This window comes from Oxalicibacterium sp. (genome assembly GCF_035565035.1).
In the GTDB taxonomy this organism is placed as follows: Bacteria; Pseudomonadota; Gammaproteobacteria; order Burkholderiales; family Burkholderiaceae_D; genus Oxalicibacterium.
Map to the genome: position 1 here is coordinate 1 of NZ_DATMTD010000068.1, position 22734 is coordinate 22734.

The 22734-nt window shown below is 59.9% G+C and carries 17 protein-coding genes and 1 pseudogene; 10 read left to right on the plus strand and 8 right to left on the minus strand.

All coding sequences use genetic code 11. From position 1 onward, the window contains the following. The 3 genes and pseudogenes from VN114_RS06425 to VN114_RS06435 form a co-directional block, all read right to left on the minus strand. A pseudogene (locus VN114_RS06425) lies at positions 1-247 on the minus strand (hypothetical protein); the annotation flags it as partial. Between the two features lie 15 nt (positions 248-262). Then, on the minus strand, positions 263-652 hold the full coding sequence (locus tag VN114_RS06430; RefSeq protein WP_325513150.1) for a hypothetical protein: 390 nt from the start codon (positions 650-652) through the stop codon (positions 263-265). Between the two features lie 78 nt (positions 653-730). Continuing rightward, positions 731-1273, minus strand: coding sequence for a Spy/CpxP family protein refolding chaperone (locus tag VN114_RS06435; protein ID WP_325513151.1), 543 nt, complete (start codon positions 1271-1273; stop codon positions 731-733). 188 nt (positions 1274-1461) lie between these two features. On the opposite strand from VN114_RS06435, the gene VN114_RS06440 reads away from it, so the two are divergent. The 8 genes from VN114_RS06440 to VN114_RS06475 all read left to right on the plus strand — a co-directional run bounded on the left by VN114_RS06440 (position 1462) and on the right by VN114_RS06475 (position 15362). Beyond that, positions 1462-2169 carry a response regulator gene (locus VN114_RS06440; protein ID WP_325513153.1) on the plus strand — a complete coding sequence of 236 codons (708 nt, stop codon included), beginning with the start codon at positions 1462-1464 and terminating at the stop codon, positions 2167-2169. A gap of 7 nt (positions 2170-2176) precedes the next feature. Continuing rightward, a complete protein-coding gene (locus tag VN114_RS06445) occupies positions 2177-3574 on the plus strand; it encodes an ATP-binding protein (RefSeq protein ID WP_325513155.1) in 1398 nt (465 codons plus the stop codon). A 124-nt stretch (positions 3575-3698) separates the two neighbouring features. Then, positions 3699-5105, plus strand: a complete 1407-nt coding sequence (locus VN114_RS06450; RefSeq protein WP_325513157.1) for an MdtA/MuxA family multidrug efflux RND transporter periplasmic adaptor subunit — start codon at positions 3699-3701, stop codon at positions 5103-5105. Then, the gene (locus VN114_RS06455; protein ID WP_325513159.1) at positions 5102-8230 is read left to right on the plus strand and encodes an MdtB/MuxB family multidrug efflux RND transporter permease subunit; all 3129 of its coding nucleotides are present in this window, start codon (positions 5102-5104) and stop codon (positions 8228-8230) included. The genes VN114_RS06450 and VN114_RS06455 overlap by 4 nt, the downstream gene beginning before the upstream one ends. Beyond that, positions 8227-11337, plus strand: coding sequence for a multidrug efflux RND transporter permease subunit (locus VN114_RS06460; RefSeq protein ID WP_325513161.1), 3111 nt, complete (start codon positions 8227-8229; stop codon positions 11335-11337). The genes VN114_RS06455 and VN114_RS06460 overlap by 4 nt, the downstream gene beginning before the upstream one ends. Positions 11338-11370: 33 nt before the next feature. After that, positions 11371-12840 carry an efflux transporter outer membrane subunit gene (locus tag VN114_RS06465; RefSeq protein ID WP_325513163.1) on the plus strand — a complete coding sequence of 490 codons (1470 nt, stop codon included), beginning with the start codon at positions 11371-11373 and terminating at the stop codon, positions 12838-12840. A 175-nt stretch (positions 12841-13015) separates the two neighbouring features. Then, positions 13016-14464 carry an MFS transporter gene (locus VN114_RS06470; RefSeq protein WP_325513164.1) on the plus strand — a complete coding sequence of 483 codons (1449 nt, stop codon included), beginning with the start codon at positions 13016-13018 and terminating at the stop codon, positions 14462-14464. A 235-nt stretch (positions 14465-14699) separates the two neighbouring features. Next, positions 14700-15362 (plus strand): hypothetical protein, encoded by a 663-nt coding sequence (locus tag VN114_RS06475; protein WP_325513166.1) that lies wholly within the window; start codon positions 14700-14702, stop codon positions 15360-15362. Between the two features lie 9 nt (positions 15363-15371). Here the strand turns inward: VN114_RS06475 and VN114_RS06480 are convergent, their stop codons facing one another. Next, positions 15372-16304, minus strand: a complete 933-nt coding sequence (locus VN114_RS06480) for an AraC family transcriptional regulator (protein ID WP_325513168.1) — start codon at positions 16302-16304, stop codon at positions 15372-15374. Between the two features lie 117 nt (positions 16305-16421). Between VN114_RS06480 and VN114_RS06485 the strand changes: the two genes are divergently transcribed. Then, positions 16422-16772: a carboxymuconolactone decarboxylase family protein gene (locus VN114_RS06485; RefSeq protein WP_325513170.1), complete on the plus strand. Its 351-nt coding sequence runs from the start codon at positions 16422-16424 to the stop codon at positions 16770-16772. 81 nt (positions 16773-16853) lie between these two features. Continuing rightward, on the plus strand, positions 16854-17849 hold the full coding sequence (locus VN114_RS06490; RefSeq protein ID WP_325513172.1) for an SLAC1 anion channel family protein: 996 nt from the start codon (positions 16854-16856) through the stop codon (positions 17847-17849). A gap of 36 nt (positions 17850-17885) precedes the next feature. Here the strand turns inward: VN114_RS06490 and VN114_RS06495 are convergent, their stop codons facing one another. The 4 genes from VN114_RS06495 to VN114_RS06510 are packed head-to-tail and all read right to left on the minus strand — an operon-like array spanning position 17886 to position 22734. Then, entirely contained in the window at positions 17886-19283 is a 1398-nt protein-coding gene (locus VN114_RS06495) for a heavy metal sensor histidine kinase (protein ID WP_325513174.1), read from the minus strand. 4 nt (positions 19284-19287) lie between these two features. Beyond that, entirely contained in the window at positions 19288-19971 is a 684-nt protein-coding gene (locus VN114_RS06500; RefSeq protein ID WP_325513176.1) for a heavy metal response regulator transcription factor, read from the minus strand. A 25-nt stretch (positions 19972-19996) separates the two neighbouring features. Further along, entirely contained in the window at positions 19997-21481 is a 1485-nt protein-coding gene (locus VN114_RS06505) for an efflux transporter outer membrane subunit (RefSeq protein WP_325513178.1), read from the minus strand. Next, positions 21478-22734 carry an efflux RND transporter periplasmic adaptor subunit gene (locus VN114_RS06510; RefSeq protein WP_325513180.1) on the minus strand — a complete coding sequence of 419 codons (1257 nt, stop codon included), beginning with the start codon at positions 22732-22734 and terminating at the stop codon, positions 21478-21480. Before VN114_RS06510 ends, VN114_RS06505 begins: the two co-directional genes overlap by 4 nt.

Genomic DNA, 22734 nt, shown 5'->3' on the forward strand with positions numbered 1-22734 from the left:
GTGCGCCGACGGCCGTACCGACCGCTGCGCTGCGTACGCCGGAATCGACCGCATTGGAACCGGCTGTTTGGCCGCCCATCTGATATTGCGCGTACTGGCGGCAATCCATGTCGTCGGCGCGGAACTGGTCGAAGCTCTTGCCGGAACCCGGTAGCACCAGCACGCTCGGGCCCGTCGGCACGGTGGTACAGGCGGAGAGGGCCAGTACGCCGGCAACGAGGGCAGAAGTTTTCAGAATCGGAGACATGTTGCTTCCTTCAAATCAGCGTTGAGGAGGCTGCGGCGGAACGCGCTGCCAGCCTCCGGGGCATTGTTTGACGTACGGGTAATAGCCGTCCGGCTTGCGGCAATAGAACCAGTCGTTGGTCTGTTGCTGCGGTTGCAATTGCTGCTGCACGTCCGGTGCGGGCTGGCTTTGCTCGATATAAACCGGTGGCGGCGAGGGCGCAACGACGACCGGCGGATACGGATAAGGATAGGGCGGGTAGTAATACGGCGAATATCCCGGGTGCCAGTAACCCGGACCGATGACCGGACCACCGATGACGACACCCACGCCGACATGCGAGTGATAGCGATCGGCCCATGCCGAACTGCTGGTCAGCGCCACGGCCAGCAGGCCGAATGCGCACAATGGCTTGAACAGTTTCATGATGAATAATCCTCCTTGCTTCAAAACGCGGCAGCAGCGACGGCGTTGACCGCGGGCAGCACCATATTTGCGCCTCGTTTACGGAGAGACCGTCTGGGCGTCATTTCGTTGCGTCGCATTGCCATGCAGGGAAGCATGAGGATGACGCCAGTCGCGATCGCCACCGTGTCGTGCATGTCGGACCATCTCGTCGAACTTCCGTTGTTGCTCCGGTGTCAACACTGCTTGCAACGATGCTGTCGTTTCGGCGATGTTCATCATTTTTGCTGCGTAGGCAGCGGCGATGTCGGCACGATGACGCGCGATACCGGCAGCGTCAGTTGGCCCCTGATCTGCCTTTTGCGCATTGCCGATCGGACTTTCGATTGCGTTTGCGTAAGCCTCCCAGGCTGCCTGCTGGTTCGGCTGGATACGCAGATGTTCAGCCGCCTTTGCCAGACGCGTTTTCATCTGTTCCTGCCGATGACGCGCCCAATCGTGTTCCATTTTTGTATTGTCCTGCGTTGTTACGGCGTTCTCCAATGGCGCGGCGGCGGCCGTCATTTGAACGCCAAAGGTCAGAACGGTGCCGGCACCCAGCGCCGCCAGCATACGAAAGGGTTTGCGCTGGATCGTTTGCATGTTGCATCCTGTGAATCGTTGAATGCAGTCATTAAACAGACCGGATGTAAATGAAGTATTACGGCCAGCGTCCTTTTTGTTAATGCAACGTAAAAATTGGCTAAAAATAATATCTGCGGACACCGGCCCGGCCGCTCTAACGCTATTCTTCTCCCTGAAAACGAAAAGGCAAGAACCAAGGACGCTCGATGGAGAAGAAAATACTGGTGGTCGATGACGACCCCGAATTGCGTCAGTTGCTACATGAATATTTCGGCGGCTGGGGTTACAGCGTGCTGCTGGCAAGCGATGGCGCCCAGATGTGGGAGCAACTCGGCAGGCAGACTGTCGATCTGGTGATCCTCGACCTGATGCTGCCCGGCGAAGACGGACTGACGCTGTGCCGCACGCTGCGTACCAAATCCTCTCTGCCGATCCTGATGCTGACCGCCAGCGGCGACGAAGTGAATCGCATCATCGGTCTCGAAATGGGCGCCGACGATTACATCCACAAGCCCTTCATCCCGCGCGAACTGCTGGCACGCGTCAAAAACATCCTGCGTCGTTCCGGCGAATCCGGCAGTCAGACCGCCCCGGCGCGGGAACTGCATTTCGCCTCTTGGGTGCTGGACCTGAATGCGCATCATCTGGTCGATACCACTGGTGTCGTCGTTTCGCTGTCGTCCGGCGAATTCCGCCTGCTGAAAGTGCTGGCCGACAATCCGAACCGCGTGCTCTCACGGGATCAACTGCTCGAAGTCTTTTCCAATCGTGAAGCCGCACCGTTCGACCGCACCATCGACGTCATGATCAGCCGCCTGCGTCGCCGTCTCAACGACGATGGCGAGGAACCGCTGATCAAGACTGTGCGTAACGAAGGCTACATGCTGGTCGCCAGCGTCGAGCGCAGAACGTGAGGCTGTCATGAAACTGCTGCCGCGCACGCTGTTCGGGCAGATCCTGCTGGCACTGCTGGCCGGGCTGATTGCCGTGCAGGCCGCCGGTTTCTGGCTGATGCTGGACGATCGCGTGCGGCTCGGCGAACGATTGCGCGGCGCCTACACGGCGCAGCGCGTGGCCGGTTTCATCACGATTCTCGACAATGCCTTGCCGAACGAACGCGTGCGGCTGCTGCATGCATTGAACATTCCGCCGACGTCGCTGACGCTGAGCGAACCGTGGCACGAAACCGGCGTCGTTCAATCCGAAGACACCGAAGCCTTCATCGCGCATGTGGAAAACGAACTCGACGACGATCTGCCGATTCAGGTGCTGTCGATCCGTCATAACGACCGTCGCCATCGCGAAATCGCGTTCGAACCGCCGACACCGTCGAGCATCGATGGCGACTTCCTCGAAACGCATCCCGGCTATGAAGGCCCGCCTATCGTCTTTTTGATCGGCCAGGCAAAATTGACCGACGGCACGGTCCTGACATTTCGTCACAGCCTGCCGCAACCGCACATGGACTGGCCGTTGCGTCTGGGCGGTCTGCTGCTCGGACTCGCGATTTCGGTCGCTCTGCTGGCCGGCTGGGCGGTACGTCGTCTGACACGCCCGCTGGCGTCGCTGGCTGACGCCGCATCGGGTCTCGCGCGCAATCTGGAACAACCGCCATTGCCGGAACGCGGTCCGCTTGAAGTTGCGCGCGCCGCACAGGCGTTCAATGCGATGCAGCGCGATCTCAAGCGCCACCTGGAAACACGCGCGCAGGCGCTGGCCGGCGTGTCGCACGATCTGCGGCTGCCGATCACGCGATTGCGGCTGCGCATGGAAAAACTGAGCGACAGCGAACTCAAGTCGAAAATGGAACACGATCTGGTCGAAATGGATGAGATGATAGGCAACACGCTCGCCTTCTTGCGCGCCGGATCGACGCAGGAGAAGATCGTCCGTCTCGATCTCAACGCCTTTCTGGAAAGCGTGACCGAAGACATGCTCGCCATCGGCGCATGCGTGCGCTTGAGCGGACAAGCCGGCGAGCCGCTGCCCGCGCGCCCGCAGGCGTTGCGACGCTGTCTCGTCAACCTCTTGGAAAATGCGCATCGCTACGGCAGCGAAGAGATCGACATGATCGTTACCGACAGCGAGCGCATGCTGGAGATTCGGATTGAGGATCGCGGCGCCGGCATGCCGCCTTCCGAAATGGAACGCGTGTTCGAACCGTATGTCCGCCTCGAGGCATCGCGGGCAAAACATACCGGCGGCACCGGTCTCGGGCTGGCGATTGCACGTGCGATAGCGCGTGCTCACAGCGGCGATCTGGTGCTGGCAACGCGCGAGGGCGGCGGCCTGTCTGCCATTCTCACGCTGCCGAGGTGAAGACACAAAAGTAGCTAGAGTAACTACATAAGCAACTATACAAAAATACACATAACTACATGAAGGCGTCACACGTCCTCTCCATAGTTTCCAATTCGACCTTATCGATCTTTCCTGACAAACGATGAACAAGCTGACCGTACCAGACAACCATTCCGATCCCGCGACAGGAAAATCGCGACGCCGCTGGCTCAAATGGCTGATCTGGCTATTGGTACTGATTGCGATCGGTTTCGGCATTCGTCATTTCGTCGAGCAACGCAAGGCCGAAGCCGACAGTGCCGCCGGCGCGCAATCGATGCGCCGTGGCGGCGCGGCCGCCATGAACCGGCCAATGCCGGTGGTCGCTGTCTCTGCCCGTACCGGCGACATCAACGTCTATCTGAACGGTCTCGGCTCGGCTGTGCCGTTGAACGCTGTTACCGTCAAGACGCAGGTGAATGGCCAGTTGATGAAGATTCTGTTCCACGAAGGCCAGCTCGTGAAGAAAGGCGACTTGCTGGCGGAAGTCGATCCGCGCCCGTATCAGGTGCAACTGACGCAGGCTGAAGGCCAGATGGCGCGCGATCAGGCGCTGCTGAAAAATTCACAGATTGATCTTGAGCGCTATCGCACGCTGTTCAAGCAGGATTCGATCGCCCGGCAGCAGCTCGATACACAGGAATCGCTGGTACGCCAGTACGAAGGTGCGATCAAGGTCGACCAGGGGCAGATCGATGCGGCAAAACTGCAACTGACCTACGCCAACATCACCGCACCGATCGGCGGCCGCGTCGGCCTGCGCCAGGTCGATCCGGGCAACATCGTGTCGACATCGGACACCACCGGCATTGTCGTCATCACGCAATTGCAACCGATCAGCGTCGTTTTCACGCTGCCGGAAGACAATATTCCTGCCGTGATGAAGAAACTGCAGGCCGGCGAAAAACTCGCCGTCGATGCCTACGACCGCGCGCAACTGAACAAGCTCGCCAGCGGCACGCTGGTCACCGTCGACAATCAGATCGATCCGACCACCGGCACCGTCAAATTGAAGGCGCAATTCGCCAATGACAACTACAGCATGTTCGCCAACCAGTTCGTCAACACGCGCCTGCTGGTCGATACGAAACGCGGCGTCGTCATCGTGCCTTCGGCCGGTATCCAGCATGGCAACCAGGGCGCGTTCGTCTATGTCGTCAATGCCGACCGCACCGTTTCGGTTCGTGCCGTGCAAACCGGCACCGCGCAAGGCGACGATACGGAAATCGTCTCCGGCCTGAAGAGCGGCGACGTGATCGTTGTCGATGGCGCCGACAAGTTGCGCGAAGGCGCGAAAGTCGATGTGGCCATGAAGGACGGCCAGGCAGTCGCCGCAAAAGAGGGTGCCCATGGTCAACGCGGCAACGGCAACCGTCAAAAACGCGACGGCGCCAGCAGGGCCAATGCTCAGGCCGATGCACATCCTGGCGCATCTGCGGCTGCACAAGCAGCCGCCAACAAAAATTCACTCAAGACTAACAAGGACGCAGGCAAGGGCGCCACTCCATGAGCCTGTCGCGCCCCTTCATCCTGCGGCCGGTAGCGACCTCGCTGCTGATGGTCGCGATCCTGCTGGTCGGCATTCTTGCCTACCGCATGCTACCGTTGTCGGCCTTGCCGGAAGTCGATTACCCGACGATTCAGGTTGTCACGCTGTACCCGGGCGCCAGTCCCGACGTGATGACGTCGTCCGTCACCGCGCCGCTGGAACGCCAGTTCGGCCAGATGCCGGGCCTGAATCAAATGTCGTCCACCAGCTCGGGCGGCGCATCGGTCATTACGCTGCAATTCAGTCTTGAACTGAGCCTCGACATCGCCGAACAGGAAGTACAGGCCGCGATCAATGCCGCCGGCAACCTGCTGCCGGCCGACCTGCCCGCGCCGCCGATCTACAGCAAGGTCAATCCGGCCGACACGCCGATCCTGACACTGGCGCTGACGTCGAAGACATTACCGTTGCCGCAGGTGCAATCGCTGGCGGATACGCGTCTCGCGCAGAAGATTTCACAAGTGAATGGCGTCGGCCTCGTCAGCCTGTCCGGCGGTCAGCGCCCTGCAGTACGCATCCAGGCCAATCCGACCGCGCTCGCCGCTTACGGCCTGAACATCGAGGACATTCGCACCGCGATCGGCAACGCCAACGTCAATCAGGCGAAAGGCAGCTTCGACGGTCCGGCGCGCGCGTACACGATCGATGCCAACGACCAGCTGCGCTCCGCCGACGAATACCGCGCGATCATCGTCGCGTACAAGAACAATGCGCCAATCCGCCTGACCGATGTCGCCGACATCGTCGACGATGCCGAAAACGTGCGGCAGGCTGCATGGGTCAACGAGCAGCCCGCCATCATCCTGAACATCCAGCGGCAACCGGGCGCGAACGTGATTCAGGTGGTCGATCAGGTCAAGCAATTGCTGCCGCAATTGCAGGCGTCGCTACCGGCATCGGTCGAAGTATCGCTGTTGAGCGATCGCACGACGACCATCCGCGCGTCGGTCAAGGATGTGCAGTTCGAACTGGTGCTGGCCGTCGCGCTGGTGGTGCTGGTGATCTTCCTGTTCCTGCGCAACATTCCTGCCACCATCATTCCGAGCGTGGCAGTGCCGTTGTCGCTGATTGGTTCGTTCGGCGTGATGTACCTCGCCGGCTTCAGCCTGAACAACTTGTCGCTGATGGCGCTGACGATCTCGACCGGCTTCGTCGTCGACGATGCAATCGTGATGATCGAAAACATCTCGCGTTACATCGAGGAAGGCGAGTCGCCGTTGAAGGCTGCGCTGAAAGGATCGGCACAGATCGGCTTCACGATTCTGTCACTGACGATCTCGCTGATCGCGGTGCTGATTCCACTGCTGTTCATGGGCGACGTCGTTGGCCGCCTGTTCCGCGAATTCGCCATCACGCTGTCGGTCACAATCATCATCTCCGCTGTTGTGTCGCTGACGCTGACGCCGATGATGTGCGCCAAACTGCTGCATCACACACCGGAAGAAAAGCAGAGCCGTTTCTATCACGCATCCGGCGCCTTCTTCGATCGCACGATTGCGCAATATGGCAAATGGCTGACGTGGGTACTGGAGCGACAGACCGCGACGCTGATCGTCGCCATCGTCACGCTGGTGCTGACGGCGCTGCTCTACATTTTCATTCCCAAGGGTTTCTTCCCGGTGCAGGACACCGGCGTGATTCAGGGCATTTCCGAAGCGCCGCAATCGATCTCGTTTTCTGCAATGGCCGAACGCCAGCAGGCGTTGGCGAAAGTGATTCTGCAGGACCCCGATGTCGCCAGCCTGTCGTCGTTCATCGGTGTCGACGGCACCAACACGACCTTGAACAGTGGCCGCATCCAGATCAACCTGAAGCCGCATGAAGAGCGCGATGCCAACGCATCGGAGATCATCGAACGTCTGCAGCACAAGCTGGCCGACGTGCAGGGCATCTCATTGTTCATGCAACCGGTGCAGGACCTGACGATCGAAACACGTGTCTCGCGCACGCAATACCAGTTCACGTTGCAGGATGCCGATCCGACGCTGCTCAGCACCTGGGCGCCGAAGCTGGTCGATAAACTGAACGCATTGCCGCAACTGCGTGACGTCGCCACCGACCTGCAGGACAACGGCTTGCAGGCCGCCATCATCATCGATCGCAACAGTGCATCACGACTCGGCATCACACCGGCATCGATCGACAACACGCTGTACAGCGCATTCGGCCAGCGCATCGTCTCGACCATCTTCACGCAGACCAATCAGTATCGCGTCGTGCTGGAAGTGAAACCGGAATTCCAGAAAGGGCTGGAAGCCCTCAGCCACATCTATGTCGCCACGTCCGACGGCCAGCAGGTGCCGTTGTCGACGATCACGACGCTGGTGCAGCGCTCGACGCCGCTGGTCGTCAACCATGTCGGCCAGTTCCCGGCAACGACGATCTCGTTCAACCTTGCGCCGGGTGCGTCACTTGGCGACGCGGTCGATGCGATCGAGAAAACCAAAGCCGAAATCGGCCTGCCGGACAGCACGCAGATCAGCTTCCAGGGCGCGGCGCTGGCGTTCAAGGCGTCGCTCGCCAATACGCTGCTGCTGATCCTCGCCGCCATCGTCACCGTCTACATCGTGCTCGGCGTGCTGTACGAAAGCTACATTCATCCGATCACGATCCTGTCCACCTTGCCGTCGGCCGGCATGGGGGCCTTGCTGGCGCTGATGATCGCGCGCACCGATCTCGGCATCGTGTCGGTGATCGGCATCATCCTGCTGATCGGCATCGTCAAGAAAAACGCGATCATGATGATCGACTTCGCGCTGGAAGCCGAACGCAAGGACGGCATGAATCCGCGCGACGCGATCTATCAGGCATGCCTGCTGCGCTTCCGTCCGATCATGATGACGACACTGGCGGCGCTGCTCGGCGCATTGCCGTTGATGCTGGGCACGGGCGTCGGTTCGGAGTTGCGCCGTCCGCTCGGCATCTCCATCGTGGGCGGCCTGATCGTCAGTCAGGTGCTGACGCTGTTCACGACACCGGTGATCTATCTGGCCTTCGACCGTCTGGCACAACGCTTCGGCAAGAAGCGCCAGGATGAAGACGATGCGCCGGACGAATCTTCCAGCGAAGCGATGACGCCGCCATGAGTCTGTCCACGCCCTTCATCCATCGCGGCGTCGCGACCACGTTGCTGACGCTCGGCATTGCGCTGGCGGGCATCGTGTCGTTCGGCCTGCTGCCGGTATCGCCGTTGCCGCAGGTGGATTTCCCGACGATCTCGGTGTCGGCGTCGCTGCCCGGCGCCAGTCCGGAGACGATGGCATCGACCGTCGCCACGCCACTGGAGCGATCGCTGGGCCGCATCGCGGGCATCACCGAAATGACGTCGAGCAGTTCACTCGGCTCGGCGCGCATTACGCTGCAGTTCGACCTGAACCGCGACATCGACGGCGCTGCACGCGACGTACAGGCTGCGATCAACGCCGCACGCGTCGATTTGCCGTCGACACTGCGCAGCAATCCGACCTATCGCAAGGTCAATCCGGCCGATGCACCGATCATGATCATCGCGCTGACATCGGACACGATGACGCAAGGGCAGATGTACGACGCCGCCTCGACCATCCTGCAACAGAAATTGTCGCAGGTGCAAGGCATCGGCCAGGTTTCCGTCGGCGGCAGTTCGCTGCCGGCCGTGCGCGTCGAACTGAATCCGATGGCGCTGAACAAGTACGGCATCGGCCTCGACCAGGTGCGTACCGCCTTGCAGAGCACCAACGCCAACCGGCCGAAAGGATTTGTCGAAAGCACCGATCGCCAATGGCAGATCGCCACCGACGATCAGGCCAAGACCGCCGACCAGTATCGACCGCTAATCGTTGCCTACAAAAATGGAGCACCGGTGCAATTGAGCAGCGTGGCCGAAGTCACCGATTCGGTCGAGGACTTGCGCAATGCGGGCATGGCGAATGGCAAGCGCTCGGTGCTGCTGATCATGAATCGCCAGCCGAATGCCAACATCATCGAAACCGTCGATCGCGTCCGCGCATTGCTGCCGAACCTGAAGGCATCGATTCCGGCTGCCATCAACATGGACGTCGTGCTCGATCAGACGACGACGATTCGTGCCTCGCTGCACGACGTCGAATTCACGCTGCTGGTCTCGATCGCGCTGGTGATCATGGTGGTCTTCCTTTTCCTGCGTAACGTGCGTGCCAGCATCATCCCGAGCGTGGCAGTGCCGATCTCGCTGCTCGGCACGTTCGGCATCATGTATCTGCTCGGCTTCAGCCTGAACAATTTCTCGCTGATGGCATTGACGATCTCGACCGGCTTCGTCGTCGATGATGCCATCGTCGTGCTGGAAAACGTGATGCGACATATAGAAAAGGGCATGAAACCGTTGCAGGCGGCGCTGCTCGGCGCGCGTGAAGTCGGCTTTACCGTGCTGTCGATGTCGATTTCGCTGGTCGCGGTGTTCATCCCGATGCTGTTGATGGGCGGGCTGGTCGGTCGCTATTTTCATGAATTCGCAATCACGCTATCGGTCGCCGTGCTGGTTTCGCTGGTCGTGTCGCTATCGACCACGCCGATGATGTGCGCACGTATCCTGCGACGCGAAACGGAAGAACAGAAAAAGAACCGCTGGTACGTCGCCAGCGAACGCGTGTTCGAATGGATGGTCCGTCATTACGAACGCAGCCTGAACTGGGCGCTACGCCACACGCGCATCATGATGCTGATCATGTTCGCCGTGATCGGCTTCAACGTCTATCTGTACGGCGTGGTGCCGAAAGGATTTTTTCCGCAGCAGGATACCGGCCGTATCGCCGGCATGATCCAGGCCGATCAGGCGACATCGTTCCAGGCAATGCAGCCGAAACTGGCCGCCTTCATCGAGATTGTCCGCGCCGATCCGGCGGTCGCCAGCGTGATCGGCTTTACCGGCGGCAGTCAGCGCAATACCGGTCAGATGTTCATCGCATTGAAGCCGCTGGCCGAGCGCAAAATCAGCGCCGACGAGGTCATCAACCGCCTGCGCGGCAAACTTGCGCGCGTACCGGGTGCCACGCTGTATCTGCAGGCGACGCAGGACATCCGCGTCGGCGGCCGTTCCAGCAATTCGCAGTATCAATACACGCTGCAGGGTGATGACCTGAACGAGCTGACCGCATGGGGACCACGCGTGGTGGAAGCCTTGCGCACGGTGCCGCAACTGGTCGACGTCAACACCACGCAACAGGACAAGGGCCTGCAGATCACGCTGACGATCGATCGCGACACGGCGACACGCCTCGGCGTCACGCAGGCTGCCATCGACTCGACACTGTACGATGCCTTCGGCCAGCGTCAGGCATCGGTCATCTATGCGCAACGCAACCAGTATCACGTGATCATGGAAGTTGCGCCGCAATACTGGCAACGTCCGGAAACACTGAAGGATATTTATGTACGCAGCAACGACGGCGTGATGGTGCCGCTGTCGTCATTCTCGCGTTTCGAACCGACCACCACCACGCTGTCGGTCAGCCATCAGGGCCAGTTTGCGGCGACCACGATTTCGTTCAATCTGGCACCCGGTGTCGTGCTCAGCGATGCAACGCAGGCAATTAACGACAAGGTCGCCACGCTGAACATGCCGAACACCGTACACGGCAGCTTCCAGGGTACGGCCAAGGTATTCCAGTCGTCGTTCGCCAGCCTGCCGTTCCTGATTCTCGCATCACTGGCGACGATCTACATCGTGCTCGGCATGCTGTACGAAAGCTATGTGCATCCGATCACGATCCTGTCGACGCTGCCATCTGCCGGTGTCGGGGCAATTCTCGCGCTGCTGCTGTTTCACATGGACCTGTCGATCATGGGCTTCATCGGCATCATCCTGCTGATCGGTATCGTCAAGAAGAACGCGATCATGATGATCGACTTCGCGCTCGTGGCCCAGCGTACGGAAAACCGCTCGCCGCGCGACGCCATTCATCAGGCCTGTCTGCTGCGCTTCCGTCCGATCATGATGACGACCGCAGCGGCATTGCTCGGCGCGCTGCCGCTGATGCTCGGCACCGGCACCGGCTCGGAATTGCGCCGCCCGCTCGGCGTCACCATCGTCGGTGGCCTGATCGTCAGCCAGATGCTGACGCTGTACACGACACCGGTCGTCTATCTGTACATGGATCGCTTCAGCACATGGAGCCATCGCACATGGTCGCGCTGGCGCGGTCGTCCTGCGCATGCAGCGGACGCAGTAAGTTAATAGATGAAAAAAGAAAAAGTATCTGGAGGTTGGATGAAATTGCACGGCCATCAAATGAAACTGCTCGCCGTTGCCGCATCGACGGTATTGCTGAGCGCGTGTGCAGTCGGTCCCGATTACGTGCGTCCCGAGGTGGCGCAGCCAACGGCCTTCAAGGAAGCCGCCGGCTGGAAGACGGCCGAACCGCGCGATCAGGAAATCCGCGGCAAGTGGTGGGAAATCTATAACGATCCTCTGCTGAATTCGCTGCAGGAACAGGTCACCACCTCCAATCTCAGCCTGGCGCAGGCAGATGCCGCGTACCGTCAGGCACTGGCGCTGGTGCAGGGCGCGCGCTCCGAATTCTTTCCGACCGTCGGTGCGGAATTCGATGTCACGCGTTCCAGCAGCGCGACCGTGCGCAACAATCAGCTGACGACATCGAGCGTCTCTTCCGGCGCGCGTACCAATCACTCATTGTCGATGAATGCAAGCTGGGAACCGGATCTGTGGGGTCGCATCCGCCGTTCGGTCGAAGCCAGCAGCAACAGCGCGCAGGCCAGCGCCGCCGATCTGGAGAACGTGCGACTCAGCATGCATGCGCAACTGGCGCAGAATTACTTTCAGTTGCGCGCACTCGATTCGCAAAAGGATTTGCTGGATCGCACGCTGGCCGACTACGAGCGTTCAGTACAACTGACGCAGAACCAATACGCGGCCGGCATCGTCGCGCGTGCCGATGTCATTCGCGCCCAGACCCAGCTGAAAACGACGCAGACGCAGGCACTGGATGTCGGCATCCAGCGTGCGCAACTCGAACACGCAATTGCGCTGCTGGTCGGCAAGGCACCAGCGGAATTCGACATCACCGTCGCGCCGCTGACTGCATCCGTACCGTCGATACCGCTCGCTGTACCGTCCGCACTGCTTGAGCGCCGTCCGGATATTACCGGCGCCGAACGCCGCCTTGCTGCCGCAAATGCGGAAATCGGCGTTGCCAAGGCTGCATGGTTCCCCTCGCTCGGACTGGCGGCCAATGTCGGTTACCAGAGCAACAGCATGTCGAACCTGCTGTCGTTGCCGAACCGCTTCTGGTCGATCGGTCCGTCGCTGGCGCAGACATTGTTCGATGCCGGTGCACGTCGCGCACAAAGCGATCAGGCCATTGCTGCCTACGATGAAAACGTCGCGATCTACCGGCAGACGGTGCTGACCGGATTCCAGGAAGTCGAAGACAATCTCGCCGCCTTGCGCATTCTCGAACAGGAAGCGCAAACACAGGATGAAGCTGTGCAGCTAGCACGTCGCTCGGTCGAACTGGCAACCAATCAGTACAAGGCCGGCATCGTCAGTTATCTCGATGTCATCACGGCGCAGGCAACCGCGCTGAGCAGCGAAACCACTGCCGTCAATATCCAGAATCGCCGTCTTGCTGCCAGCGTGTTGCTGATCAAGGCACTCGGTGGCGGCTGGCGTGCAGCATCGTCATCGGCGATGCCACAACCGCCATCACAAAACAATTGAAGGGAAGCCCGGATTTCTCTCGATAGTTTAGCGAGATCCGTGCGAAACGTCGGCAGACAAAAGAGTCGTGTCATACCGGTGGAATACGCGAAACATGAAGTCGCTGTACCATGCTGCAGCGGCCTTCATGTCACACGACATGTCTTCATCGTCTGCCGCTTTTCCGGATTTCTTCATGACCGCCCATACGTCTCAATCGCACACCAAGCTCGGCTCCATCGGCTTGCTGGTGCTCCTCGCTGGACAGCTGTTACCGCAAATTGATTTTTCGATCGTGAACGTCGCGCTCGATGCGATCTCGCACACGTTTCACGCATCGGAAACAGAACTTGAACTGATCGTCGCCGTCTACGGCGTCGCCTTCGCAGTCTGTCTTGCCATGGGCGGACGACTGGGCGACAACTTCGGTCGCCGCAAGTTATTCCTGTGGGGCGTGCAAATCTTCGGTGTCGCGTCGCTGCTGTGCGGACTGGCCGGCTCGATCTGGATGCTGCTTGCTGCACGGGTGCTGCAAGGCATCGGCGCCGCATTGATCGTGCCGCAGATTCTGGCGACGATTCACGTCGGCCTCACCGGCCACGATCATTCGCGAGCGCTCGGCTACTACGGCGCGATCGGCGGACTGGCCTTCATCGTCGGCCAGGTGCTCGGCGGCTTTCTGGTCTCGGCCGATATCGCCGGACTCGGCTGGCGCAGCGTGTTCCTGATCAACCTGCCGATCTGCATCGGTCTGCTGCTCGCCACGCCAAAATGGATTCCCGAAACCCGGCGTTCGATCACGGTCGATATCGATCTGATCGGTACCGCGTTACTAGCGATGGTCATCATCTGCCTGCTATTGCCGCTCGCGCTCGGCCCCGTCATGCACTGGTCATGGCCTTATCTGTTGATGCTGATGGCCGTTCTGCCGCTACTCGCGATTTTGTGGAAAGTGGAACTCGGACTGGAAAAACGCGGCGCACATCCGCTGCTGCCGCCGGCCTTGCTGCGCATCCCGAGCACACGCTTCGGCCTGCTGATCGCGGTACTGTTCTTTTCCAGCTGGAGCGGCTACATGTTTGCTCTGGCACTGACCCTGCAAAGTGGCGCCGGCCTGTCGGCACTGCATGCGGGTAACGCCTTCGTCGCGATGGGCGCGATGTATTTCATCGTCTCCTTGCTGAGCGCGCGCGTCGTCAAGCGCATCGGGCGCGTGCCGACCTTGATGCTCGGTTGTGCAATCCAGATGAGCGGGCTGCTTGGCCTGATGCTGACGCTGAAGCTGGTGTGGCCGCATCCCGATGCCTTCCACCTGATTCCGGCGACGATCCTGATTGGCGGCGGCCAGGCGCTGATCGTCAGCTGCTTCTTCCGCATCGGCCTGTCCGATGTGCCGACCGAACAGGCGGGTGCCGGCGGCTCGATGCTGTCCACCGTGCAGCAGGCGTCGTTCGGACTGGGTTCTGCCTTGCTGGGCGCGGTGCTGACACAGACGCTGCACTTCGACGGCAGCTATCTGCATGCGGCGGTCGCCGCGCTGGGTGCGGAGTTCTGCATCATGCTGGGACTGTTGATCAGCGCGGCGGTGTATTACCGTCGGCATAAGAAGAAACATCAAACGGAAGCGACGACGCAAGCGCGTTGATCATTTTTCCGTTGAATCATTCTCGGATCGGAACGCAATTCCAGCACACGTATATTTGCTGAACGCACCCGTGCAGCTCTGATTGTCATTGCACTGCCAAATATGATTTAAAAAGGCTTCTCTTGCAGGAAAAAACGAAAGAACGCCTTTTTCCCCTTTATATTCATTGGATGCCCGACGCACCCTCCCGGATAGATTGATCCTTTTGTCTGTTTTATGCCAAGGGGAGAATTCGATGGACGGAGTCAACAACAATCGCGGCATCGGCTCGCAGTACGGCGTCACGACGCGTCAGGTAAAAATCGGCGAATCATTCGCCGCCACGCTCAGCAGCGTCTCACCCGCCAGCGGATTGGACACGACGTCCACCGGCAGTCTGACGGACAATCTGAACGCCGCGCTGCGCGCCTACGGGATTCAAGTTCCGCCCAGCCTGCGTATCAGCGCCAGCAATGGAAAATTGTCTTTGGATGGCGATGCGCGCAACAACGCGTTCCAGAAAATGCTCAAGGACCAGCCCGATCTCGGCAATCAGCTGAACGGACTGCTTTCTTCCACGCAGATGCAACGCAAGACAGCGCTGGATGCGGCGATGGCAGCATTCGGCGGCGATTCGCCCAGCGCATCGATGCAGAATTTTCTGGACGATTTTGCACAGGCGGATAAATCGACCGCGTTCAGCATCAAGTTCAACGGTGCCGATGCAACGGTGGAAGAACGCGGCGACAACGGCTGGCAGAAAGTATCAGACCAGAAATCGTTCATGGGCGAACTGATCGCCGCCTATGTCAAATACACGGTGGCGCACGGCGTCACCAGCGTCGATCCGGACAAGAAAGATTCGCAGGCCGATCAGCAACTGAAGCAGGCACTGGCCGAAAAAAAAGCGGCGAGCTGACGCTACCGCTCACTCATCGCGCCGTCCACTGTGGCGATTATTGCGATAGCGGCCCGGCGTGATGCCCATGTATTGCTGGAATGCCTTGCCGAACGCCGCTTCGGATTGATATCCCACTTCCATGCCGATGTCTGCAGCGTTGCGTGTCGTCTGCAACAGCAGATCGCCGGCAATCGTCATGCGCACCTGTGTCAGGAATTCCCACACCGTCATGCCGGACTTGTCGCGAAAATGCCGTGCATACGTTGCACGTGACATCGCTGAAATTCCACCCAGCTCCTCGATCGTCCACGCATGGCCCGGTTCTGCCAGCAACGCCTGAATCGACGGTGCCAGTCGTGGATCGGACGACAGCGTCAGCACGCTTGCCACATTCGGATGCTTCGCGCTGTATGCGCGCAACGCCATCGCAAACAGCGCATGACTCAGTGCCGTGACAATCGCCAGTGCGCCCGGCTGGCGTCGCTCTGCCTCGTCGCGCATGAGCGAAACCAGCGCATGCAATCGCTGCGTACCGTCGGCATCGGCCAGCGACACATGCAACGGGTCGGGCAAGGTACGCAGCAGCAACGCCGCCGGACCTTGCGCGTAGTCGAAACGCCCGCACAGCAGATCGATATCCGGCTCGCCGCTGCCGACCCTTTCCAGCTTCAACAATCCATCGTGTGAAAAAGTCGGCGGCGTCGCCCGCTTCGCCCGCAGATCGATATCGCGTATCCAGTGCGCGCCACCTCTCGGAAACATCACGATGTCGCCGGCTTCCAGTGTCAGCAATGAACCATCCGGCAGTTCGATCGCACATCGGCCGCTCAACGCGAGATGAAAGAAGGCCACGGTTGGCGGCGATTCGTGCGGCAACGCGAATTTTCCTGCCAGCTGGCAGCGCAGTTCCAGACTTGCCTGCGGCCGGGCAAGCTGGATCAGGCGGGTCAAAGCATCCATGAGACGAATTCGCTAAAAATGAATCCGTAACAGTATTCATGATATCGGCTGATCGCGCAATACTCTGTCCATGGCAACGACATCTTGTCGCAGCCTTGATCAACCAAGGAGAACATCATGCTGGACTGGAACAACTATCGCACCGAATTAATGGGCCGCGTCGGCGAAATCGCAAAGATCACGCCGGATACGATCAAGGGTTATCAAACCCTCGCGGACGCCGCAGTCAAAGGCAATCGTCTCGATGCAAAAACCGTGGAACTGATTTCGCTGGCGGTCGCCGTCACCACGCGTTGCGACGGCTGTATCGCCATCCATGTGCCGCGCGCGCTGGAACAAGGCGCCACCCGTGAAGAAATCGCCGATGCGCTGAGCGTCGCCATTTCAATGAATGCGGGCGCGGCCCTGGTGTATTCGGCGCGTACCCTGGACGTCATCGCCGCCACGTCAACAACGGCCAAGGCTTGATGCAATGCGGTTCGCTTGTCGCACAGACAATCGAACCGCTGTTGCGCGGCAAGTCACAGACTCGGATCGAGGGAGGAAAACATGAATACAACAACCATAGAATCGTCACCGACCAGGAAGCGCCTTGGTTATCTGCCAGTCGCCTTGTTCGGTTCCGTCATGGGACTGACAGGATTGTCAGTCGCCTGGCGTTTTGCGCATGCGCAGTACGGCACACCTTTGTGGATCGCACACGCAATTGGCATCCTCGCCGTGCTGGCATTCATTGCGCAAAGCACCGGTTATGCGATCAAGGCCTTCACCGATTTTGCCGCCGTACGTGCAGAATTCGAACATCCCGTTGCCGGCAATCTGTTCGGCACGCCACTGGTCAGCCTGCTGCTGTTGCCGTTGTTACTGGCGGATATCAATCTGACGTTCGCACGCATCGTGTGGACTATCGGCGCAGTACTGATGACCATCTTTGCGTGGACCATCGTCTCGCGCTGGATCACGACGAAGCAGAAAATCGCCCATGCGACACCGGCGTGGATCGTTCCTGCGGTCGGCCTGATCGATATTCCACTCGCGATTCCCGCACTGGGCTGGCAGACGGAACTGCACAGCGTGATGCTGTTTGCCACCGCTGTCGGACTGTTTTTTGCGATTCCGCTGTTCACGCTGATTCTGGCAAGACTGATGTATGAAGATCCGCTGCCTTCGGCGATGCAGCCGTCCTTGCTGATTCTGGGCGCGCCGTTCGCTGTGGGTTTCGCTGCCTACGTTGCCACCACCGGCACCATCGATTTCTTTGCCGAAGCGTTGTACATGCTGATGCTGTTCATGACGGCTGTTCTGCTCGGCAGACTGCGTCACCTGCCGCGCTGCTGCCCGTTCCGTGTCGGGTGGTGGGCTGCCAGCTTCCCGTTGGCGGCAACCGCGGCGACAGCCTTGCGTTATGCGGCACATGCCGACAATCTGGCGACGGATGTCATCGCCGGCGTCTTGCTCGGTATTGCGACAGTGGTCATTCTGGGACTGGCGTGGCGCACCGTGACGGGTATCGCGAAAGGCGAACTGCAGACACTGACGACCTGATGCGCACGGCATTGCGCACGAATATTGCGACGTCGATTATGGCGTCGTGCCGTGCGCAATCGTCAGGCCGATGATGGTTTCGTTGCCGCTGCTTTTGGCAAACACGGTGCCGCCATGCATGACGGCGATCGCCTTGACGATGGCCAGGCCGAGGCCGTGACTGTTGACGCTGTCGGTGCGTGACGAATCGACGCGGTAGAAACGGTCGAACAAACGATCAAGATGACAGGCGTCGATCGGCATGCCCTGATTGCTGACGGTGACGGCGACGCTGTCGCGTCCATCCTCGATACGGATGACGATCTCCGAATTGCAGTCGCAATGCTGGATCGCGTTGTACAGCAGATTGGTGATGGCACGGCCGAACAGCGAGCGTTCGATCGGTGCCTGCGCATCGCCTTCGATGCGCAACGCGCAGCCGGCATCCTCCCGCAGCATTTCAAGAAACTCCGCGCTCTTCGATACCTCATCGGCAATCGACGTCTTCACCAGATTGTCGGCACGCATGCCGCGATCCGCCTGCGCCAGGAACAGCATGTCGTTGATGATGGTGCGCAGACGTTCAAGCTCTTCCAGATTCGACTGCAGCACTTCTTCCAGTTCTGCCGTCGTACGCTCACGTGACAGGATGACTTGTGTCTGACCGATCAGATTGCCGAGCGGTGTACGCAATTCATGCGCGACATCGGCATTGAATGTCGATAGTTGCAGATAAGCCTGTTCGACACGACTCAACGCCCCGTTGAATGACAGGACCAGACCGTTCAGTTCACTTGGCAGTTTGTTGACTGGCAACCGTTCGGATAAATTCCGCGGACTCAGTTCGCGTGCATGCTGCGACAGCCGATCGACCGCCATCAGGCTGCGACGTGCAATCCACCAACCGAGGCCTGCCACCGCAAGTACGCCGAAAATCGACGCAATGACCAGCGCCACGTTCAACGCATGACTGGTCGTGTCGAACGCACTCGGATCGACACCAACCGTCAGCATGACAGCGGGGCGATCGCCGAGCGGCGGCACTTCTTCGCTATACGTCAGGTAGCTGCGCGTCGGCGTGATGACGCGCTTGACGCCGTCGCCTTCATTCTTGATTTCCGCATCGGCAGGAAACGGCGTACCAAGGCGATAACGCGGATCATCGCCGGTCACCAGATACATGACCTTGCCGTCCTGCGGCGTCAGTTCCTTCAGCTTGCTTTCCAGCAGCGCCCACTTGTCGGTGTTTTCCATGCGCCGCGCGATCAGGCTTTCGACAAATTCGAAGCGTGTCAGGATTTCCTGCCGCTGATGGCGATGCATTTCATTGCACTGGATGTTGTACAGCACCACGCCTACCGTGAAGAACACGGCGGCAGCGGCGAGCGCGAACATCAGCGCAAGACGCCGTGCGATCGAGTGTGCTTCTCTGGTATTGGTCGCGGATTGATTCATGATGTCATTCGAATGCATCGCGCTTTTCTTCCAGCACATAGCCCATGCCGCGTATCGTGTGCAGCAGCTTGATCTCCGATGGCTCGTCGAGCTTGGTGCGCAGGCGCTTGATCGCCACTTCGACGACGTTTGTATTACTGTCGAAATTGACATCCCACACCATCTCGACAATCACGGTTTTCGAAAGTACCTGTCCACGATGCCGTGCAAGCGCGGCGAGCAATGCAAATTCCTTTGCCGTCAGATCAAGGCGTCGCATTCCACGCGTGGCGCGACGTGCGATCAGGTCGATATGCAGATCGGCGATGCGAATATGCGCCGCTTCCTGCGGACGGCCGCGTCGACTCAGCGCCTGCAGGCGCGCCAGCAGTTCAAGGAACGAAAACGGCTTGACCAGATAATCGTCGGCGCCGTTGCGCAAGCCATGAATACGATCATCGACTTCGCCGCGTGCCGTCAGCATGATGACCGGCGTTTCCTTCTCGCGACGCAAGGCCTGCAACACGGTAATGCCGTCGCGGCCGGGCAGCATGATGTCGAGCACGATGGCGTCGTAATCGCCGGTCAAGGCAAGATGCTGTCCGTCGATGCCGTTATTGGCAACATCAACTGCATAGCCTTGCTCAGTCAGCCCGCGCTGCAGATAGGCGACTGTCTTCGGTTCGTCTTCGACCAGCAGGATTTTCATGACGCGTCCGTTCCGGGAATTCCGATTAGCTGGACGAAGCCGCAGAAGCTGCGGTCTTCCTGGTTGAAGTTGCAGCAGGATTTGTCACAACGTCTGTATGCCAGCCGCCGCCCAATGCCTTGATGAGTCTGACTGTATTCAGCAATCGCTGTCCGCGCAACTGCACTTCCTGACGGCGATAGCCGAGCAGCGTCTGCTGCGCGACGACCACTTCCAGGTTTGCCGCGAGGCCGCTGTGATAGCGATCGGTCGACAGGCCGAGCGAACGATCGGCGCTGTCCGCTGCAATTTTCGCCGATGCACTGGCGCGCGTCAGGGCGGCGTCGCTGTTCAAGCCATCCTGCACTTCCTGGAAAGCGGTCAATACGCTTTGCCGATAACCAGCCACGGCCTGCTGATAACCTGCTTCGGCGAAATCGATATTGGCTCCCATGCGGCCGCCATCGAATATGGTCTGCGTCGCGCTGACGCCGATCGCCCACAGCAAGGCCGGCGCACTGAACAGATTGCCCATCTTGTTGGCATCGCTGCCGTACAAACCAGACAGCCCCAACGACGGGAAGTAGGCGCTGCGCGCCAAACCGATCTGCGCATTGGCTGCCGCCATTGCACGCTCGGCCGCGGCGATGTCAGGGCGGCGTTCCAGCAGCGAAGCCGGTGCCGTCAACGGAATCGCCGGCACCTGCGCCAATGTCGGATCGGCAGCCAGCGTGAAATCCGGCGCAGGCACGCCGACCAGTGTGGCAATCGCCGTCTGGTAACGTGCGCGCTGGTCTTGCAGCAGCGTCAATTGCGTTTCTGTTGCGGCGGTCAGCCCCTGTTGCTGATTCAGGTCGAGTCCCGATACCGCACCCAGTTCATGCTGCGCGTTGATGTAATCAAGCGCCTTGTTCTGTGCGGCCAGCGTCTGTTGCAACAGATCGATTTCCGCGTCGGCGGCACGCAGTGCGAAATAATCAGCGGCAAGTTCGGCCGTCAGGATCAGGCGTGTGTTTTCAAAATCCGCTTGCGCCTGTTCCATGCTGGCGACTGCGCCTTCGGCCTGGCGACGCACGCGACCGAACAGATCCAGCTCGTAATCGACGGTAAATGCCGCATTGAAATCATTCTGCACGATCGAGCTGTTGACCGAATTGCGATTGCTCAGCGGACGTTCAGCCGATGTGCGATTGCGTGTCACGCCGCCCTGCAAACCCACCGTCGGGAAGTAAGCGCTGTGCGCGACATTCGCCTGTGCACGGGCCTGATCGACGCGCGTTTGCGCAATGATCATGGTCTGGCCGCTCTTCAACGCCTGGTCCTGCAATGCATCCAGTTGCGCATCGCCGAACATCTTCCACCATGCGCCCTTCAGTTCGCCGTCGCGCGGATTGCCGGCCTGCCAGCCTGGTTCGGTTTTCCACGTCGTCGCCATCGGCGCCTCGGGACGCTGGTAATCGGGACCGACTGCGCAACCGCCCAGCGTCAGGGCGACCAGCAATATCGGTGCGGAAGCGCAACGCAGGTTCACGATGCGCTCTCCTGTTTCGCTGCCGGCTTGGCATCCCGGGCGTTATCGGCTTCGTCGACTTCCACGCTGACCATGTCGCCTTCGTTCAGCGAGTCGGCGGGATTGACGATCAGCTTGTCAGCCGCCGTGACACCGCTACTCAATTCGACTTGCACGCCCAGCTCGCGCCCGATCGTGACCGGTTGCAAGTGCACCTTGCCGTCGGCACCGACCACCGCCACGCGCAATCCTTCCGGGCGGAACAACAGCGTATTGCTCGGCACAGTCAATGCGGTCTGGCTGCCGCCGGCCGCCTTGATGCCGACTTGTGCATACGAACCCGGCAGCAGTTTGCCATCCGGATTCGGCAGGCTGATTTCTACCTGCATCGTGCGTGTCAACGGATCGATTGCACCGGCCGTGCGAGCAATCGTGCCGCGGAAACTTTCACCCGGCAGTTCGCGCAACGTGATTTCCGCCTTGTTGCCGGCCTTGACCTGCGGCGCATAATTCTGTGGCACGAAGACATAGACGCGCAGCGGATCGCTCTTCGCCAGCGTGAACAGGATGCGGGAGCTGCCGCCGGCATCGACCAGATTGCCGATATCGATATTGCGACGCGTCACCACGCCGGCGAACGGTGCGACGATGCGGCTGTAGCCAAGTTGATCCTGCAGGCGCTGCACGGTTGCCTTGGCAGACGTATCGGCGGCGACCGCGACGGCCAGCGCATTGCGCTTCTCGTCCAGATCCTGCTGCGAAACCGCATCGCGCTTGCGCAAGGCATCCCAGCGTTCGAATGTGCTCTTCGCCAGTTGCAGGTTGGTGATGGCCTGCGCCTGTGCAGCCTTCGCTTCGTTCAGCTGCTGCACGACTTCCGGCGTATCGAGTTGCGCCAGCAAGTCGCCCTGCCTGACCTGATCGCCGATGTCCTTGTACCAGCGCGTGACGTAACCGCTGGTACGCGCATAGATCGGCGCCTCGATGCTGCCTTGCAGCGTGCCGGGCAGGCGCATCAGGCTGTCTTCCGCCGAACTCTTCGGACTGATGACGCTGACATAGCGCATCTGCTGCTCGCGCGATGTTTCGGCCAGCGCACTGCCTTTGGCAAAACGAAGGCCCATGACGATGAGACCGCCGACCAGCAACACGCCGAGAATCAACAATGCCACACGCTGCGTGCGCTTCAACAGACGAATCCGGTTGAAACCGCGCGCGCCTTCATGCGCATGCAGTCCGTGAATCCCGATGGATGAATGACGATTTTCGGACAT

What these genes read in the sequence shown, in the direction of transcription:
- VN114_RS06430 (WP_325513150.1), bottom strand. Translation starts at nt 652, where the DNA reads ATGAAACTGTTCAAGCCATTGTGCGCATTCGGCCTGCTGGCCGTGGCG.
- VN114_RS06435 (WP_325513151.1), bottom strand. Translation starts at nt 1,273, where the DNA reads ATGCAAACGATCCAGCGCAAACCCTTTCGTATGCTGGCGGCGCTGGGT.
- VN114_RS06440 (WP_325513153.1), top strand. Translation starts at nt 1,462, where the DNA reads ATGGAGAAGAAAATACTGGTGGTCGATGACGACCCCGAATTGCGTCAG.
- VN114_RS06445 (WP_325513155.1), top strand. Translation starts at nt 2,177, where the DNA reads ATGAAACTGCTGCCGCGCACGCTGTTCGGGCAGATCCTGCTGGCACTG.
- VN114_RS06450 (WP_325513157.1), top strand. Translation starts at nt 3,699, where the DNA reads ATGAACAAGCTGACCGTACCAGACAACCATTCCGATCCCGCGACAGGA.
- VN114_RS06455 (WP_325513159.1), top strand. Translation starts at nt 5,102, where the DNA reads ATGAGCCTGTCGCGCCCCTTCATCCTGCGGCCGGTAGCGACCTCGCTG.
- VN114_RS06460 (WP_325513161.1), top strand. Translation starts at nt 8,227, where the DNA reads ATGAGTCTGTCCACGCCCTTCATCCATCGCGGCGTCGCGACCACGTTG.
- VN114_RS06465 (WP_325513163.1), top strand. Translation starts at nt 11,371, where the DNA reads ATGAAATTGCACGGCCATCAAATGAAACTGCTCGCCGTTGCCGCATCG.
- VN114_RS06470 (WP_325513164.1), top strand. Translation starts at nt 13,016, where the DNA reads ATGACCGCCCATACGTCTCAATCGCACACCAAGCTCGGCTCCATCGGC.
- VN114_RS06475 (WP_325513166.1), top strand. Translation starts at nt 14,700, where the DNA reads ATGGACGGAGTCAACAACAATCGCGGCATCGGCTCGCAGTACGGCGTC.
- VN114_RS06480 (WP_325513168.1), bottom strand. Translation starts at nt 16,304, where the DNA reads ATGGATGCTTTGACCCGCCTGATCCAGCTTGCCCGGCCGCAGGCAAGT.
- VN114_RS06485 (WP_325513170.1), top strand. Translation starts at nt 16,422, where the DNA reads ATGCTGGACTGGAACAACTATCGCACCGAATTAATGGGCCGCGTCGGC.
- VN114_RS06490 (WP_325513172.1), top strand. Translation starts at nt 16,854, where the DNA reads ATGAATACAACAACCATAGAATCGTCACCGACCAGGAAGCGCCTTGGT.
- VN114_RS06495 (WP_325513174.1), bottom strand. Translation starts at nt 19,283, where the DNA reads ATGAATCAATCCGCGACCAATACCAGAGAAGCACACTCGATCGCACGG.
- VN114_RS06500 (WP_325513176.1), bottom strand. Translation starts at nt 19,971, where the DNA reads ATGAAAATCCTGCTGGTCGAAGACGAACCGAAGACAGTCGCCTATCTG.
- VN114_RS06510 (WP_325513180.1), bottom strand. Translation starts at nt 22,734, where the DNA reads ATGTCCGAAAATCGTCATTCATCCATCGGGATTCACGGACTGCATGCG.